Consider the following 15,767-nt stretch of genomic DNA (forward strand, 5'->3'; position numbering starts at 1 on the left):
CTGTCATGCAGGCAGGGAATCACAGATCAAGCCACAGGGGTATCCTGAATCGGGAAAGCCGCAACACGCTCTAGTTTATTATTACCGTTCTTATCAGTTAATATGTTCCACAGCATTAATTCAAGCTTCTTGCCTTTTGGTTGCGATCATAATGCTGTGCGTGTGGCGACGATCCCACGCCACAGAGATCTTCACATGGATCGTCTATATCGCCCTACGGTTTTCGGATAACACTGAACGTGATGAGCAACCTGATCATAGAGGCAGAAGCATTTATGTACCCCACCTCCAGAACTCGGCGAGCCTTTCTCCAAGGATTGACAGCTGCCGGCATTGCTATTCCTGCCGGAACGGCCTTGGGTCAGAGTTTCGACACCTATACTGGACAACCCATTGACGGAAACCCGCCAGCGCCGTTCCTGTCCAATTCGAGCAGTGCGCCAGAGCGCAACATGTCTTCCTTCAGATCGCGCCATTGGCGTGAGTTCTATCCGACCCTTGGCAAGGGTGTCATTCTTGCGGATGTCACGTCGCGTGCTGTGTATTATTGGTCGGCTGACGAGAATGTTAATTTTGTATTTCCTTGCTCGATCCCGATGACAGAAGATCTGACGCGACGGGGCCAGGCCGAAATTGTCAGGAAAGTCAAAAATCCGCCTTGGACACCTACGGCCAGCATGCGTGAGAAGGACCCAAATCTGCCGCAGCGGGTTGAGGGCGGCGCGCCTGAAAATCCCCTCGGTGCGTACGGGCTATACTTGTCATGGCCCGCCTATCTTGTTCATGGCACGCACGACACGCGGAAGATCGGGAGAAAATCGTCATCTGGATGTTATGGCCTTTATAACGAGCATGTTGCCCGCCTTTTTGAGGTTGCTGAAATCGGCACACAGGTCACGGTGTTCTAAATCCTGAAAACTAAGGTGCTCACTCTGTATTTAGGGTGGGCACCGTTAGCTGATATTCGATGAGTACCGCTACGAGCTTTGTGACTCTCTGTTTAGCCAATGATCAGGCTGCTAGGGATAGATCATAACTGGAATTCCGGGCTGCAACATTGCATAGACGTCTTCTATTTCCTGGTCAGTCAATGCCAGACAGCCTGCGGTCCAGTCCCGGTTCTTCGGTGCGAAGACATTGCCTTCGGGGCCGCGGCCATGGAACATGATATCGCTGCCCGCACTTCGACCGAATTGAGCCGCATAAGCTTTATCCTGTTCATTTGGATAGGATATGCCCACCGATAGGTGATATCGGCTCCGTGGGTTGAAACGGTCGATGTAGTATAGCCCCTCGGGCGTTTTTCCGTCGCCCTCGAATTGCTTTGGGCCGAGCGGTTGGTTGCCGAGGCCAAAGTTATACGATCTCAGAACGGTCTGCCCGTTCAACAGAAACATCCGCCGCTCAGCCTTGTTGACCACGACCTGAGTGACAGGGGGCCCTGAGTACCGTTTGAACTGAGGTACCGCTCCTCTTGCCGGCGTCGTTGACGGCGCTGATTTTCCACATGCAGCGAGAAGAGCAAGCAAAGCCAGCGAGGCATGGCGCCGGGAGAAGTTTGGCATCTATCTGTTTCCTGCTCGGATGTTTTTTATGATGCTTCAGGATAGCGGGTAAACACTTCACTGGTACCGTCTTGGCGAACAAGCAGGACATCGTATGCGTCGCGCTTTGTTTCCGGGCCCATGCCGGGACTTCCGTAAGGCATTCCTGGAACAGTCAGGCCGAGAGCTTCAGGGCGCTCTTGGAGCAAGCGCCGGATATCGTCAGCAGGGACATGTCCTTCCAGGAAGTAGCCATCGACGCTGCCGGTATGACAGGATGTCAGTTCGATCGGTACGCCCAGATCGATCTTGTGCTGCATCAGCAAGGTGCCAAACCGCTCTTCACTCGTGACCTGAAAACCGTTCTCCCGCAGGTAATTGGTCCACTGTTTGCAGCATTCGCAGCCGCTGCCCTCCACGACATGGATGGCAGGGCGGCTTTCAGCCCAGGATAGAGACGGCAGACCGCTTGCTGCGGCTGCCATCATCATGGCGCGTCGTGTCAGTTTGATCATTTTATGCCTCTCGATCCGGCCGATGAAGATGTTTGAATGCCATCAGCTTTCCGCTTCCGAGTAGTCGCGAAGAAAGTAGCCGGTGGAGAGACGCGCAACTGTCAGCATGACGCGGTCAGTCGGTTTGGCGATCGCTGTTCGGGGCGCCGGTGTTTTCTTGATGGGATCCGTTGGCTTGCCGTCGATGCGAACTTCGTAATGAAGGTTAGGTCCACTGACGAGGCCGGTTGCGCCCACGTCACCGATTCTGGCCCCGGTGTTCAGCTCGACACCTGGAGCGATCCCTGCGGCAAAACGCGAAAGATGCGCATAGCGGGTCAAGACGCCCCCGCCATGATCGACATCGATCGTCCGACCATATCCCCGCATGGTTCCTGCAAACACGACCGTTCCTGCGCCGGTGACGCTGACCGGCGTTCCGGTCCGTGCGGCGTAATCGACCCCCGTGTGCATTCGTTGCGTGCCAAGCACGGGGTGCCGGCGTTTGCCGAAGACCGAAGACAGCCGGGCTCCCGCGACAGGCCGCGCGGACTGCTGGACCTGCGCACCATTCCGAAACAGGATGAAGGGCTCTTCAACCGAGCCGGTCACGAGCTCGAAGATGTCCGTGTTCTTTTCAACCCGCGCATAGGCGAGTTGCGGTTCACCCACGACTGTTCCATCAGGCAGAATACTTTCGCTCCACATCAATGCGATACGCTCGGTTCCCTCAAGGTCCCGAAAGTCGATCTGGCCTGCCAGGAGCGCCGCCAGGTCAACTGCGAAACTTTCGGGCGCGTTGCGGGCGGCGAGCGCCTCAAAGAGAGAGCTGTCCAGGATAAAAGTTTCCCTGCGGTCCCGAAGCAGGATCTCCGTCTTGATCAAGGATGCTTCGAGGGGTTTCGTGAAATCCAGAACGATGTCCGTTCCGTCTTGGGTCAGAAGCGAAAGACGCGCAAGTTGGGAGGGATCGTCGGAAAACACACTCCATCTGAGGATTTGCCCCGGGCTGAGGGTCGACAGGTCGAAGACATCTGAAATCGCCAGTGCGGCCTCGGCCCGGAGAGGTGCGCCGATACCAGCATGCGACAATATCGAATCCAACGTGTCTCCCGGAACGACCTCATGTCGCGACATGGGGGCAACTGCCTCGGTGAGGTGAGACAGTTCCGCCGGGGTTTCGGCGTGCGATGATGTCGTGACGGCAATCGCGCCGGCAGTCAGCAAGGCTTGCAAGATCATCAGGTCTGGTTTCCCGTCAGGCAATAAGGTCTGGCATTGGGGAGCAGGCTCCCCACGCAGCATCGATAGGTTGTCTACAGTTCGAAAAGGCGGGCGATGCAGACACCGACAATTGTTCCGGCCAAGCCGAAAGCAATCGCGTATCCACCCGCATATTGAACTCTGTCCAGTCGGGTGCCGCCGAGGGCGCGCGCACGCTGGACCCCTCGCACTCCACCGATCAGAGCCGCAATGACCGTCAGCATTGGAATTGTCGCAGCGTTTGTTGGTTCATGCCGTATCTCGCCTCTCGTCATCGACACGTGCGTGTCTGCGACCTAAAGCAGCTAGAGGTTCAAGAAAAATGCCCCTCGATCACGGTCTTGTCAGGGGATCGGGAGTTCTGATCTAATCCCGATTGCATCCGAGCCTTCTACTTCCCAGCATCCGTTTCTGTCATCGCCAGCTAATCACTGACCGGCATCGTCGATCGTGGGGTGGTTCGTAACGCACAGCGAATGATCGCCCAAGACCTCGATGACCCGACAATCGGATATCCGGTCACCCGCGCACTGGACCACCATGCGCTCAAGTTCGGTCTTCAGGGCCGTCAGGCGGGCAAGACGGCTTTCAACCTCGGCAAGCTGCGCTTTGGCGATTGCGTCGGCTGCCGCACAGGGCTGATCGGGATCGTCGGACAGGCTCAGAAGGTCGCGGATCGCCTCAAGGGAAAAGCCAAGCTCGCGGGCGTGTCGGATGAACGCCAGTCGTTCATGGGCTTTGTGCGTATAAAGGCGCTGATTACCGGCGCTGCGCTCGGCTTCGGGCAGCAGGCCGATTTGCTCGTAGTAGCGGATCGTTGGCACTTTGACCCCCGTCGACGTTCCCAGCTTTCCGATCGTCAGCATGAACATTCTCCTTGAACCTATAGCTGCTAGAGGGAGTAAACCTCCGAATCGATGATGGCAACGGCCCTGCTTTCTGCAGAGGAGAGAATGATGACGATCACGAATGAACCCGGCATGACCCTGTGCGACTGGACGGTGTCCGGAATGGATTGCGCCTCCTGCGCGACCAAGGTGCGCGGCGCGGTGTCCCGCTTGCCTGGCGTCAGGGATGTGGAGATCGGCATCATGTCCGAACGCCTGCGCCTGACCGTTGATGAACGCCTGACCGACACGGACAAGATCGAGAAAACCGTGCGTGCCCTTGGATACGGCATTCAGACCCGTGCGCCAGGAAAGAAGGATTTCGTGATCCCGGGGAATGCGCCGGAGAGCCATCATGGCCACAGTCACGCCGATCACCCCGCTGTGGCCAAGACCGACCACTCCGGCCACGGCAGTCCCGGTCACGTCCATGACGACCCTGCCGACCGCGGCAAGGCATGGTACCAGACTGGCAAGGGCAGGCTGGTCATCCTGACCGGGCTCTTGTTGGCGGCGGCTTGGGCGATGGAGCTGATCGCCCCGCAGATCGGGAGCTGGGCCTTCGTGGCGGCCTGCCTTATCGGTGTCGCCCCCGTCGCGCGTCGGGCTTTTGTCGCTGCCCGGTTGGGTCAGATCTTCACGATCGAGGGATTGATGACCATCGCTGCATTGGGCGCGCTGTTCATCAATGCCGCCGAAGAGGCTGCCTTGGTGGTCTTTCTCTTTGCCGTAGGCGAGGTCCTGGAGGGTGTTGCGGCAGGCAAAGCAAGAGACGGCATCCGGGCCTTGGCGAACCTGGTCCCGAAAACGGCGCTCTTGGAGGTGGACGGCGTGACCCGGGAGGTTGCCGCGTCTAGCCTGACGATCGGTCAGACGGTACTGGTCCGTCCCGGCGACCGGATCCCCGCAGACGGAGAGATTTCAGACGGCACGTCCGGGATCGATGAAAGCCCGGTGACCGGAGAGAGCATTCCCCGGACCCGCGGCCCGGGCGAAAATGTTTTTGCCGGTTCGATCAACACGGAAGCGGTCTTGCGGGTCACCGTGACGAAAGCGGCCGAGGACAACACCATTTCCCGGATCATCCGGCTGGTCGAGGAGGCGGAAGAAGCCCGCGCCCCCACGGAACGCTTCATCGACCGGTTCAGCCGGTGGTACATGCCTGCCATCGTCGCCGTTTCGGCGCTTGTCATCATGATCCCGCCGCTGATGTTCGGTCAGTCATGGGATACCTGGATTTATCGTGGACTGGCGCTCCTGCTGATCGGCTGCCCTTGTGCGCTGGTGATTTCGGTTCCGGCCTCGATCGCATCGAGCCTGTCCACCGGCGCGCGCCGGGGAATGCTGATGAAGGGCGGCGCAGTGATCGAGGCCGCGGCCAAGGTTTCCCATGTTGCCTTCGACAAGACCGGGACGCTGACCCACGGACGTCCGCAGGTCACCGACCTGGTGACGTTGGGAACCACGACTGAGGCGCAGTTGCTGGAGGTCGCCGCGGGCGTCGAGAGCGGATCGAGCCATCCCCTCGCCGTGGCGATCCTGGACAGGGCCAAGACGGCGGGCGTCACGCCCCTGCCCGCCCGCGATGCACGCGCCCTGACCGGACGAGGGGTCGAGGCGACCGTGGGAGATGCCCTGGCATGGGTAAGTTCACCCCGGCATGCGTCGGAGAACGATGGCCTGGACGGTCTTGGCCTGCGTCAGGCGACCATCTTCGAGGATGAGGGCAAGACCGCCGTCGCCGTCTATCGCAAAGGTGTCCCGCTCGGTCTCATCGCCATGCGTGACGAACTGCGGCGCGATGCGGCGGAGGCTGTGCGCCAGCTGGCCGAAATGGGCATCTCCTCGATCATGCTGACCGGCGACAACCCCCGCACAGCTGCCGCCATCGCCGAAGGGCTCAATATCCGCTTCGAGGCCGAGATGATGCCTGAAGACAAGCTGGCCGCCATTCGCGACATGAACGCTCAAGGTGGCGTCATGATGATCGGGGATGGCATCAATGACGCTCCTGCCCTGAAACAGGCCAGCATCGGTGTCGCGATGGGCTCCGGCACGGACGTCGCGCTGGAGACGGCCGATGCGGCCATCCTGCGCGACAGGGTGACCGACATTCCGGCCCAGATCCGGCTGGCGCGGGCCACGATGGCTAATATCCGGCAGAACGTCAGTATCGCGCTAGGGTTAAAGGCTATTTTCTTGGTCACCACCGTTCTTGGCATAACCGGTCTGTGGATCGCGATCCTGGCTGATACGGGCGCGACGGTTCTGGTGACCCTGAACGCCCTGCGCCTCTTGCGCTACAATCCCGAACAGAAGCGCTGAGGCGATGATGACTGGAATGGGCAGTGCAGCGCTGGTTCTTCTTGGCGCCTATCTGGCCCTGTTCTTCCGGGGCTCTGCGATCAATGCCCGGGAGGCGCATCGTCCGGTCTGGTTGTTCCGTCACGCCACGGGCGGCGACCGTCTTGCAGCGCTAGGCTTCCGAGCTGCGTTCGCTCTGGCCCTCCTTGGGTCGTCGGCATGGCGCCTCATGCCGAGCATGGGCGATCTGGATCCCCTGCGGGCTTTCCAAAATCCTGCGTGGATCGGTCTGGCGGGACTGTTCATGGCCAGCCTGGGCGCGATGCTGGCATTTGCCGCCCAGATGTCGATGGCTGCGTCATGGCGGATCGGTGTGGCCGAGGGCGCGACCGGCGCACTTGTCACGGGTGGATTGTTCGGTTTCAGCCGCAACCCGGTTTTTGTAGGTCAGCTCATGTTGCTGCTGGGAACCGCTCTGGTCGTGCCCTCCATCCCGACAATTTTGGGGGTCCTGCTATTCGCAGCCTCGGCGCTTGTTCAGGTCCGCTCAGAAGAACGTGAATTGCGGCGGACGCTAGGCCCTGCTTACGACACCTATTGCCAGTCCGTTCCGCGCTGGATCGGCATCCGGGAAAGGTCACTGCAATGAAGACGTTTCTGATCCTGGCGATGATCGTCGCTACTGCGGCTGCCGATCAGATTACCAAGCTCGCGGTCCTGCGCAGCTTGTCTCCCGGGGAAATTTATTCCGTCTCTCCTGGCTTCAATCTGACGCTTGGTTTCAACGAAGGGGCGAGTTTCGGCATGATGTCGGACCTTATGGCAGGTCGTCCCTTGCTGATGGTTGCCCTGACAGGTGCCCTGGCGATCATCTTTGCGGGAATGGCCTTCCGGGCGGACACGAGGCGCGAAGGCATAGGCCTCGCACTGATCGTGGGTGGCGCTGTGGGCAATATCATCGACCGCCTGCGGCAAGGTGCCGTGACCGATTTTCTGGATGTCTACTGGCGTGATTGGCACTGGCCGACCTTTAACGGGGCCGACATCGCGATCAGCCTCGGCGCCTTGCTTGTGTTGACAGCCATGCTCCGTCCCTCCCGCTCGAAGGAACTCTCTTTTGACCGCACCTGAACCCCGGGGCCTGTCCCGGACTGATGTCGCAATATCAACCGCCTTTCTGGTCGCACTCGCCGCTACGCTCGGCGCGCTGTTCATCGGCGAGATACTGGGGCAGATGCCCTGCACCCTGTGCTGGTATCAAAGGATCGCCATGTTTCCGCTAGTGCCTGTCCTGGCCGTCTCGCTGTGGCGCGGTGACGGTCTGGCACGTCTCTACGGATTGCCGCTGGCGCTGGCCGGGCTGGTCCTTTCCGGCTGGCATTCGGGACTTTACGCGGGACTGATCCCGCAGAGCATCGCGCCTTGCACCAAGGACGGCCCGTCCTGCACCGACCAGGCGCAGACAATCCTGAGCCTGCCCATCCCCTATCTTGCATTTGCCGCCTTTGCAGCCGTTCTGGCCTGCCTCATCGTGTCGAAAGGAAAACGCCCATGAACCGCCGCACCGTACTCATCGGAACATCTGCCATCGGGATTGCCGCCTTTGCCGGCGGCGCGCTCGTGCTGACGCGCAATCGTCAGGCCGAAGCGGATACCCTGGCCGCTGCTGCCCCGGCTGTGGAAACGGACATGCTGGTCCGCGGTCACGCGCCCAGCTTTGGACCAGAAGACGCCCCGGTCACGCTGGTCGAGTTCTTCGATCCATCTTGTGAGGCCTGCCGCGCCTTTCATCCGGTCGTTCAGGACATTCGCGCACAATTCCCCGATCAGGTTCGCATCGTGATGCGCTACGCAGTGTTTCACGAGGGGTCCGACGAGGCGGTCCGCATCCTGGAGACTGCGCGCATGCAGGACAAGTTCGAGCCTGTCCTCGATGCGCTGTTGGAACGGCAGCCGGAATGGGCTGTCCATGGCGCACCGCGGATGGACCTTGCATGGCAAATTGCGGCTGCGGCCGGTCTGGATATGGAAAAGGCGCAGACAGCCCGTCTGTCCCCCGATATCGTCGGCATCCTCAATCAGGACGCGGCCGATATCGCGGCGATCGGCGTACGCCAGACACCGACCTTCTTTCTCAATGGTCGCCAGATGACGGATATCAGCATGGACAGCCTGCTTGCGGATGTGCGCAGTGCCGTGGAGGCATCCTGACCGCGCGGCCTAGGCCCGATCGGCGTAGGCCGCGAACAAGGCCAGTGTGCGCTCACTGACGTGATGCTCGATCCCTTCGGCATCTCGTTCCGCCGTCTCGGCATCCAGGCCGAGGCGGATCAGGAACCGCAGCACAATGGCATGGCGGCGGCGGCATTCCAATGCCAGTCGTCGTCCTTCTTCTGTCAGAAAGACGGACCTGTATCGCTCGCGGGTGATCAGCCCCTCACGGGCCAGGCGATCCAGGGCCTTGGTGACCGTCGGGGCGCGCACCCCCAATCGTGCGGCGATATCCACCGGCCGGGCTTCACCCTGTTCATGGATCAGCTCTGCGATCAGTTCGACGTAGTCTTCGGCCAACTCGTTGCGCCGGGCAGCACGGACGCCATGGAAGGCCTCTGCCCGATTGTCCGGGTGCACAGTATCGCTGGCGGTTGCGGTGGCATGATTGTCTGCGGTCATCTTGCAAGTGTCGCACTTATCGATTGACGGGTAAAGCCAACGGGTAGATTGTTAGCCACAGCTAACTTTTCCTTTCAATGAAGGTTGCGCCGATGTCCCCCGGAGCCTGGCGCCACGAGCGCGACACCCCCTCCCTGTCGGAAGTGTTCCGCACGATCGCCGTTGGCGGCGGCACGACGCGTTTCCGGCGCTTTCTATCCTTTATAGGTCCGGGCTATCTGGTTGCTGTTGGATACATGGACCCTGGGAACTGGGCGACGTCCTTGGCCGGCGGTGCCGCGTTTGGCTATACTCTCCTGTTCGTCGCCCTCTTATCCAACATCATGGCGATCCTGCTGCAATCGCTGTGTGCGCGCCTTGCCGTCGCGTCCGGGCGGGACCTGGCGCAGGCTTGTCGCGATGCCTATCCCCGGTGGGTGTCCATACCGCTCTGGATCTTTGCCGAACTGGCCATCATCGCAACCGACCTGGCTGAGGTGATCGGGACCGCCATCGGCCTCAACCTGCTGTTCGGCATCCCTTTGGAAATTGGCATCTTCATCACGGCAGCCGATGTCTTTCTAATCCTGTGGCTTCAGAACAAAGGCTTTCGTTGGGTTGAGGCTTTCATCATCGCTTTGCTGGGGACGATTACCGCTTGCTTTGCGGTTCTGATCGCGCAGGCCGATCCCGAATGGAGTGCGGTGATCGCAGGCTTTGCGCCAAGCCGGGAAATCATCGGCAATCCCGACATGTTGTATCTGGCGCTCGGCATCATCGGGGCGACCGTCATGCCGCACAACCTCTACCTGCATTCTGGCATCGTACAGACCCGAGCCTACGGGTTGGACCTGCCGTCGAAGCGGGAAGCCCTTCGTCTGGCAACCTGGGATTCCACGATTGCCCTGATGTTTGCCTTAACGATCAACGCATCGATCCTGATCCTAGCGGCCGCGGCCTTTCATACTGTGGGAGAGACGAATGTCGCCGAAATCGACAAGGCGCACTTGCTTCTTGAACCCTTGCTGGGGTCGCAAATCGCCCCGATCCTGTTTGGATTGGCACTTCTCTGTTCAGGTCTGAACTCGACCGTCACCGCAACCATGGCGGGTCAGATCGTCATGGAAGGCTTTGTGAGACTCAGGCTGCAACCTTGGTTGCGCCGTCTGATCACAAGGGGGTTCGCGATCCTGCCCGCGACAGTGGTGATCCTGATTTATGGAAGCGAAGGAACGGGTCAGCTGCTCATTCTCAGTCAGGTTGTCCTGTCATTCCAGCTGCCCTTCGCGATCGTGCCCCTGGTGATGTTTACGGCCAGTCGGGCCAAGATGGGTCCGATGGTCTCGCCCCGATGGCTCACCGCCCTGTGCGTGTTGATCGCCATCACCATCATCGTACTGAACGTGAATCTGCTGATCACAGTACTGGCCTGATCATGGTGTCACCAATGCGTGACGCAAAGCTTTCCAGCTTGAAGCTCATGTGGCTAGAGGCTTTAGGCCGCATGACGAAATAACGGATGCAGGTGTCATGCGATTGAACAAGCTTCAAAAGGGCCTTTGGGCATTGGTTGCCGTAGCGCTGATGGCCGTTGGCGCTGCGGTCGTTTTCATCGACCGGTCATCACCCTCCGTCGAGCAGGCAGAGTTTCGTCCGATCTTCGCGCTTCCTGATGCCGATGGGCGGTTGCGCAGCCAAGCCGATTTTCCGGGCAAGCATCTGCTGGTCTTTTTCGGTTTCACGAACTGTCCCGACATCTGTCCGACAACCTTGGCCGAGGTCGCTCAGGTTATGGACGATCTGGGCGAACTGTCCAACGACGTGCAGCCGCTCTTTATTTCGATCGACCCCGAGCGCGACAGAGAGCTAGGCCTCGACGAGTATACAGAGGCATTTCACCCTTCCATTCTCGGCCTGGCCGGGGATGCGGCACAAACCCGTGCTGCGGCGGACAGCTTTCGCATCTATTACGAGCGTGAAGACAACGCGGACGCGCCTGATGGATATGCCATTTCCCACAGCCCTGCCCTTTACCTGATCAGTCCTGAAGGTGACTGGCTTGGCCAGTTTACCTATGGCACGCCCGCCTCCGAAATCCTCGCTGAACTCAAAGCCAGATTGTGAAGTCATGAAACGCATCTTTGCCACCCTCGCTCTGATCGCCGCTGCGGGCCCTGCTTTGGCCTGCGAAACCGTGACAACCGGTTCGTTGGAGGTCTCTCAGGCCTGGTCCCGTGCCTCCATTGGTACAGCGCGGCCCGGCGTGGTCTATCTGACCATCCGCAATTCCGGCACTTCAGATGACGCACTGATGTCCATCACCACACCTGCAGCAGATATGCCCATGCTGCACCAGACGGTCATGACCGACGGGATCGCCTCGATGCCCCATGCGATGGAGGTTCCGGTCCCCGCAGGGGGCCAGGTCGCACTGGAACCAGGGGGCTATCACGCCATGCTGATGGATTTGACCCAAGTTCTGGAAGAGGGCGAGACCTTCCCAGTGACACTGACGTTTCGCGATGCCGGTGAGGTGACCATTCCCGTCACCGTCCAGAATATCGGCGCAAGCGCGCCGACCTGCAAATCACCCGACGAATGAGGTCAGCAACCCTGCTGCGCGGAGTTGCCATGGCTGGGGCTGCGGTGGTGTTCATGCTGTCTGTTGGCTGGTGGCAAACGCGTGATCGGGCACAGGACACTGCGGGCGTTCTGCCCCTCTCGATCGATCGCATGTCATTCAAGCTGATGGATCAGGATGGAAAGACGGTCGAGCCGCAGGATTGGCTGGGTCGCCCGACAATGGTGTTCTTCGGTTTCACCTGGTGTCCGGATATTTGCCCCACCACGCTCAGTGACATCTCCGGCTGGCTTGAGGCCCTCGGGCCCCAAGCGGACCAGATGAATACGGTTCTGATTTCAGTAGATCCGGAACGCGACACTCCGGAAATCCTAGGCGATTACCTGTCGAATTTCGATCCCCGCATAACGGGGCTGACGGGCCCCCTGCCCCAGATCAAGGCTGCTGCGGAAGGATTTCGGGCCACATACAGAAAAGTGTCCGCAGAGGAGGGCGATTACACGATGGATCACACTGCAGGCGTGTTTTTGTTTGATGCCGATGGTTGTTTTGCCAATATCATCGACTATCATGAAGACCCTCGTTACGCGGTCCCGAAAATAACTCGTATCATTAATTAGAAAAACGCAGAATCCGATTGTGTCAGCGTAAGGCATTCCGCGAATGGGGCATCTCCTTTTACTACAGCTAGTGAGTGCGTGGGAATGATGGAGGGTCCGGTAATGGGAACGATGATGCTGGCATGCGGGCTGTTCATGCTGCTCGTGGTGGTGGTACTCACGCTGGCCATTATGGCGCTGGTGAAACATCTTCTGAGGCGGGATGAAAAGGCTTAGCCTGACCCAGACTTACGCAGGGGCCCTTGCACTGGCTGCATGAGCAACGCAGCCAGAAGTGAGGGTTTAGCCTTTATTGGCGATCGTTTGACGGCCGGTGACGCTACCTTCGAACAGGAGATCTACGCTAGCACCTGTGCGCCATGCCGCAGCGCGGGCCTCAAGCGCCAGCCCGACTGGAAGCACAGGCTAGAAAACAGTCGCAGGTCAGCTCCGCCATACGACAAAACCGGCCCATGTGGCACCCTGCCAACAGTCAGCTGTTCCGATATCCTCGTCCTTGAAGACCAGTAGGCGTCAGTTCTTAGCCTTCGTCACTTTGCCATTTCCGGGGAGTTGCTCATCGGTCTGGAGGAGATCAGTGCCGGCGTGACCCTCCTTGATGAGGTGACCCACCACAAAGCCGCCGTGGCAGAGCAGAAGACTACAACGGCCGGTACTCTTCGGCAGTACTCCAGCGAGTTGGTCGCTGTCCTGAGCCAATTCCAATTACCCATTGGCAGTGCGGGCTCAGCAAATTTCGGAAGAAGGCTGTCGAGCCCCTATGCGAACAGACGATCTGCTATGCCTCAATGCCCCATATCGGCGGCCTGACACTGCCAGACACATCCTGTTCATCATGCCTTTGTGATGAAGCATTGCACTTGGGCGTGATGGCGGGACGCAAGATTGCTGCCTGAAACTTGTTATCCGTCACAATACGCCCCCGTGGCGACGTGTCTCTTGATACATAGAATGCGTCATGCTTTGCGTACGATGAAGTTGCGCGCTTCACATATGATGGACTTGTAACATTCATCTCGAGGATCGCCATGCCACAAGTGTCCACCCCACAGTCCGCTCTTTCTGCCAGCCCGGCCGACAGTGCTGCAATTCAAAATGCGCTTGATACCGTGCGCGAGACACTGGGGATGGAAGTCGCCTATCTCTCCGAATTCGTACAGGAACGTGCGGTATTTCGAGCGGTCAGTGCCCCTGGCCTCGAGGCGATGATCCGCCCGAGCCAGAGCATGGATCTGAGGGAAGTCTACTGCAAACACATCCTGGATGGCGGTCTGCCCAGCTTGATCACCGATACCAGTCAGCACGCAATAGCGACTGATTTGCCGATCACGCAGATGATCCCGATCGGCAGCCATCTGTCCGTGCCGGTCAGGCGGGCCGATGGCAGCGTCTTTGGAATGTTCTGTTTTCTCAGCCGCCATGCAAGGCCCGATCTTGGGCAGGAAGATCTGACCATGGTGCTGGCACAGTCTGTGGGTGTCGGGACACGGCTGTTCGGAGCACCGGATCGTGCCACTGACAGGGAAAGTTAACCGATAATTCCAGTTCCATACGGTTTAGTGCTCAGGGGGCATAGCAAGCCGCCATGCCAGGCCTGATCCGGGACGGGGTGACCTGACCAAAGTAGGGAAGGGTCCTTTGAGGTGGGAACGCGGCAGTTTGGTCATCAGATCACTCCGCCCGCAGCGGTAAGACCCGGCGGGCGAGGCACCAAATCAGATCTTCGCATCCGAAGCATCGGTAGGTGTCGCGTTGTCCTTAACCCCGGCACACAACGCATTGGGCGGCGTTTGTTACCATTAAATATGATATTCAGGCGCCAGCTCGCGGAAGTCTTCTCCTGTTCCGCACGATAATACGGTAAACCGCAGCGAGCAGCGTCTAATCCCACGCATCGCCACAGTCTTCGTCATCACCTTCCATCGCTGCCAACCGTCCAACTCCGCGCACCTTGTGTCAGCTTTAATGGCAGGAATGTCGAATTTAACGGCAAGATACCGCCTTTGATGGCAAAGCCGCTCCATTGAGTTTATTGAGTTTCGTATACCGTATTTAAGAGCTACGCGACACAAGGGCACACCTTCGAGTCTCTGTACGGACGGAGATCTGCCTGCGTAGCGGAGCGGGAGCCTGAGAGGCGACGCACATCTCTGCCAACGTCAAATCGCCGCGCGCCACATCCGATACCGCCCCTGTCCGGTCATCTCCCGGATCAGACCCTGTTCCTCCATCCAGGCGAGGTTGCGCTGAACGGCCGCGCGACTGGCGCCGGTCAGGGCCTCAGCCATCGGGGCGGAGATGAGCGGCCATTCGGTCAGCACGGCGCGCAAGGCCGGTGGCGTGCGGCCCGACAGCGGGATCATTGCAATCTGCGCCCTCTCGGCCCAAACCTCGATATCATCCAGATGGCGCATCGCGGTCAGGCATGCCGTTTCCATTCCGTCGAGCCACCGCGCCAGACGCTCAGCGGGCGGGCCACCAGCACGCAACCCCCCTGCCCCGCCCATGGCCAGAGGCGCGAAGACCGCACCCTTACCGTCGCTGGCCGCGATCCGTGCGGCTGTGACCACCTTTTCAATCTGATCACCTTGCTGCCCAAGCCCAGCAAAGCTCCAGAGGTGAAAGCCCATGCAAGCGCGGGTGATGGGATGCAGAGCCACGGCTTGCGCCATCAGGTCAAGCCAACCGCCTGCGCGATCCGCGAAGGGCTCCGCATCAGGCCCCATGTTCTCCGGGTCGCGGCGGTCGAGAAAGGCGGACAGGTCCCCTTCCGGACCGGGCCCGCCTGTCAGCCGGCGCACTGCCCACCCGATACCCGCGAGCGCACCGGTATCGTCCTGCACGCCAGACAGGCGCAGCGAGATCCACAGTGCGAGCCGGTCTGCCCCGATGCGGTCACCGGCAAACCAGCTCAGATCACCTGCCTCAAGCAGCGCCAGCCTGTGCCGCCAGCCCTTCGGGCCACGCCGCAGCCGATCGTCCAGTGCCCCGAGCCTGCCCGCAACTCGGGCAAGACGAGCTGCACTGCCCGCCTCTGACGTCCGCCAGTCATCGATGATCCTGAAATCACGGGGTTCAGCCCGTGGCCCGGGCGGCAGGTCGTCAGGCGCGTCGTCGATCGGACCGGGCAGAAACCACAGGTCGTCCTCCGATGTCTCATCGACCTCTTCGGTACCCGGAAGAGCGTCGATAAAATAGCCAGGTAGAATAGGTCCTTGGGTCTTCATAGGTGCAGAATACATATCTTTTGCATCTTACCTAAGGGTTTAATTTTGAGGTGTCAGCGGCCGATGTGGAGCATGTCCGCGCAATGTCCTCGGTTAGCTCTCTGGATGTGCTCGCAGGGTCAAAACCCCGGGCTTTTTGCGGAGCAGCGTCACAGAATGGGGCGTTGCATCTGTTTACAAACGGTCGTTTACTGA

General features: G+C 59.6%; 17 protein-coding genes. 11 read left to right on the forward strand and 6 right to left on the reverse strand.

Annotated features, from left to right (window positions below; genetic code table 11):
- Positions 1–242: 242 nt before the first annotated feature.
- Positions 243–908, forward strand: coding sequence for a L,D-transpeptidase (locus tag FHD68_RS12685; protein ID WP_231558948.1), 666 nt, complete (start codon positions 243–245; stop codon positions 906–908).
- A gap of 111 nt (positions 909–1,019) precedes the next feature.
- Here the strand turns inward: FHD68_RS12685 and FHD68_RS12690 are convergent, their stop codons facing one another.
- The 4 genes from FHD68_RS12690 to FHD68_RS12705 all read right to left on the reverse strand — a co-directional run bounded on the left by FHD68_RS12690 (position 1,020) and on the right by FHD68_RS12705 (position 4,167).
- The gene (locus FHD68_RS12690; RefSeq protein ID WP_042247653.1) at positions 1,020–1,565 is read right to left on the reverse strand and encodes a L,D-transpeptidase family protein; all 546 of its coding nucleotides are present in this window, start codon (positions 1,563–1,565) and stop codon (positions 1,020–1,022) included.
- Positions 1,566–1,591: 26 nt separating this feature from the next.
- The gene (locus FHD68_RS12695) at positions 1,592–2,059 is read right to left on the reverse strand and encodes a DUF411 domain-containing protein (protein WP_139085934.1); all 468 of its coding nucleotides are present in this window, start codon (positions 2,057–2,059) and stop codon (positions 1,592–1,594) included.
- Between the two features lie 42 nt (positions 2,060–2,101).
- Positions 2,102–3,280 (reverse strand): M23 family metallopeptidase, encoded by a 1,179-nt coding sequence (locus tag FHD68_RS12700; protein ID WP_052714540.1) that lies wholly within the window; start codon positions 3,278–3,280, stop codon positions 2,102–2,104.
- A gap of 449 nt (positions 3,281–3,729) precedes the next feature.
- A complete protein-coding gene (locus FHD68_RS12705; protein WP_045980921.1) occupies positions 3,730–4,167 on the reverse strand; it encodes a MerR family transcriptional regulator in 438 nt (145 codons plus the stop codon).
- Between the two features lie 90 nt (positions 4,168–4,257).
- Between FHD68_RS12705 and FHD68_RS12710 the strand changes: the two genes are divergently transcribed.
- From FHD68_RS12710 to FHD68_RS12730, 5 genes are read left to right on the forward strand one after another with little or no spacing between them, the layout of a single operon-like run.
- Complete coding sequence (locus FHD68_RS12710; RefSeq protein ID WP_139085936.1) at positions 4,258–6,513, forward strand: heavy metal translocating P-type ATPase; 2,256 nt, start codon at positions 4,258–4,260, stop codon at positions 6,511–6,513.
- A gap of 16 nt (positions 6,514–6,529) precedes the next feature.
- Positions 6,530–7,141 (forward strand): methyltransferase family protein, encoded by a 612-nt coding sequence (locus FHD68_RS12715; RefSeq protein WP_162198019.1) that lies wholly within the window; start codon positions 6,530–6,532, stop codon positions 7,139–7,141.
- Positions 7,138–7,623 carry a signal peptidase II gene (gene lspA / locus FHD68_RS12720; protein ID WP_045980906.1) on the forward strand — a complete coding sequence of 162 codons (486 nt, stop codon included), beginning with the start codon at positions 7,138–7,140 and terminating at the stop codon, positions 7,621–7,623. The genes FHD68_RS12715 and lspA overlap by 4 nt, the downstream gene beginning before the upstream one ends.
- Positions 7,610–8,047, forward strand: a complete 438-nt coding sequence (locus tag FHD68_RS12725) for a disulfide bond formation protein B (protein ID WP_394227815.1) — start codon at positions 7,610–7,612, stop codon at positions 8,045–8,047. Before lspA ends, FHD68_RS12725 begins: the two co-directional genes overlap by 14 nt.
- A complete protein-coding gene (locus FHD68_RS12730) occupies positions 8,044–8,703 on the forward strand; it encodes a DsbA family protein (protein WP_045980905.1) in 660 nt (219 codons plus the stop codon). The genes FHD68_RS12725 and FHD68_RS12730 overlap by 4 nt, the downstream gene beginning before the upstream one ends.
- A 9-nt stretch (positions 8,704–8,712) precedes the next feature.
- On the opposite strand, the gene mntR is transcribed toward FHD68_RS12730, so the two are convergent.
- Positions 8,713–9,165 carry a manganese-binding transcriptional regulator MntR gene (gene mntR / locus FHD68_RS12735; RefSeq protein WP_042252241.1) on the reverse strand — a complete coding sequence of 151 codons (453 nt, stop codon included), beginning with the start codon at positions 9,163–9,165 and terminating at the stop codon, positions 8,713–8,715.
- Between the two features lie 92 nt (positions 9,166–9,257).
- Here mntR and FHD68_RS12740 point away from each other — a divergent pair, with 92 nt between their 5' ends.
- The 5 genes from FHD68_RS12740 (at position 9,258) to FHD68_RS12760 (ending at position 13,877) form a co-directional block, all read left to right on the forward strand.
- The gene (locus FHD68_RS12740) at positions 9,258–10,577 is read left to right on the forward strand and encodes an Nramp family divalent metal transporter (RefSeq protein ID WP_204245702.1); all 1,320 of its coding nucleotides are present in this window, start codon (positions 9,258–9,260) and stop codon (positions 10,575–10,577) included.
- 97 nt (positions 10,578–10,674) lie between these two features.
- Complete coding sequence (locus tag FHD68_RS12745) at positions 10,675–11,268, forward strand: SCO family protein (RefSeq protein WP_045980902.1); 594 nt, start codon at positions 10,675–10,677, stop codon at positions 11,266–11,268.
- 4 nt (positions 11,269–11,272) lie between these two features.
- The gene (locus FHD68_RS12750) at positions 11,273–11,746 is read left to right on the forward strand and encodes a copper chaperone PCu(A)C (protein ID WP_045980901.1); all 474 of its coding nucleotides are present in this window, start codon (positions 11,273–11,275) and stop codon (positions 11,744–11,746) included.
- Positions 11,743–12,345, forward strand: coding sequence for an SCO family protein (locus FHD68_RS12755; protein ID WP_045980900.1), 603 nt, complete (start codon positions 11,743–11,745; stop codon positions 12,343–12,345). The genes FHD68_RS12750 and FHD68_RS12755 overlap by 4 nt, the downstream gene beginning before the upstream one ends.
- 1,028 nt (positions 12,346–13,373) lie before the next feature.
- The gene (locus FHD68_RS12760; protein ID WP_139085938.1) at positions 13,374–13,877 is read left to right on the forward strand and encodes a GAF domain-containing protein; all 504 of its coding nucleotides are present in this window, start codon (positions 13,374–13,376) and stop codon (positions 13,875–13,877) included.
- Between the two features lie 627 nt (positions 13,878–14,504).
- Here FHD68_RS12760 and FHD68_RS12765 read toward each other — a convergent pair.
- Entirely contained in the window at positions 14,505–15,572 is a 1,068-nt protein-coding gene (locus FHD68_RS12765; protein ID WP_045980899.1) for a hypothetical protein, read from the reverse strand.
- Positions 15,573–15,767: the final 195 nt, after the last annotated feature.

The organism is Paracoccus marcusii (genome assembly GCF_006151785.1).
Lineage (GTDB): Bacteria > Pseudomonadota > Alphaproteobacteria > Rhodobacterales > Rhodobacteraceae > Paracoccus > Paracoccus marcusii.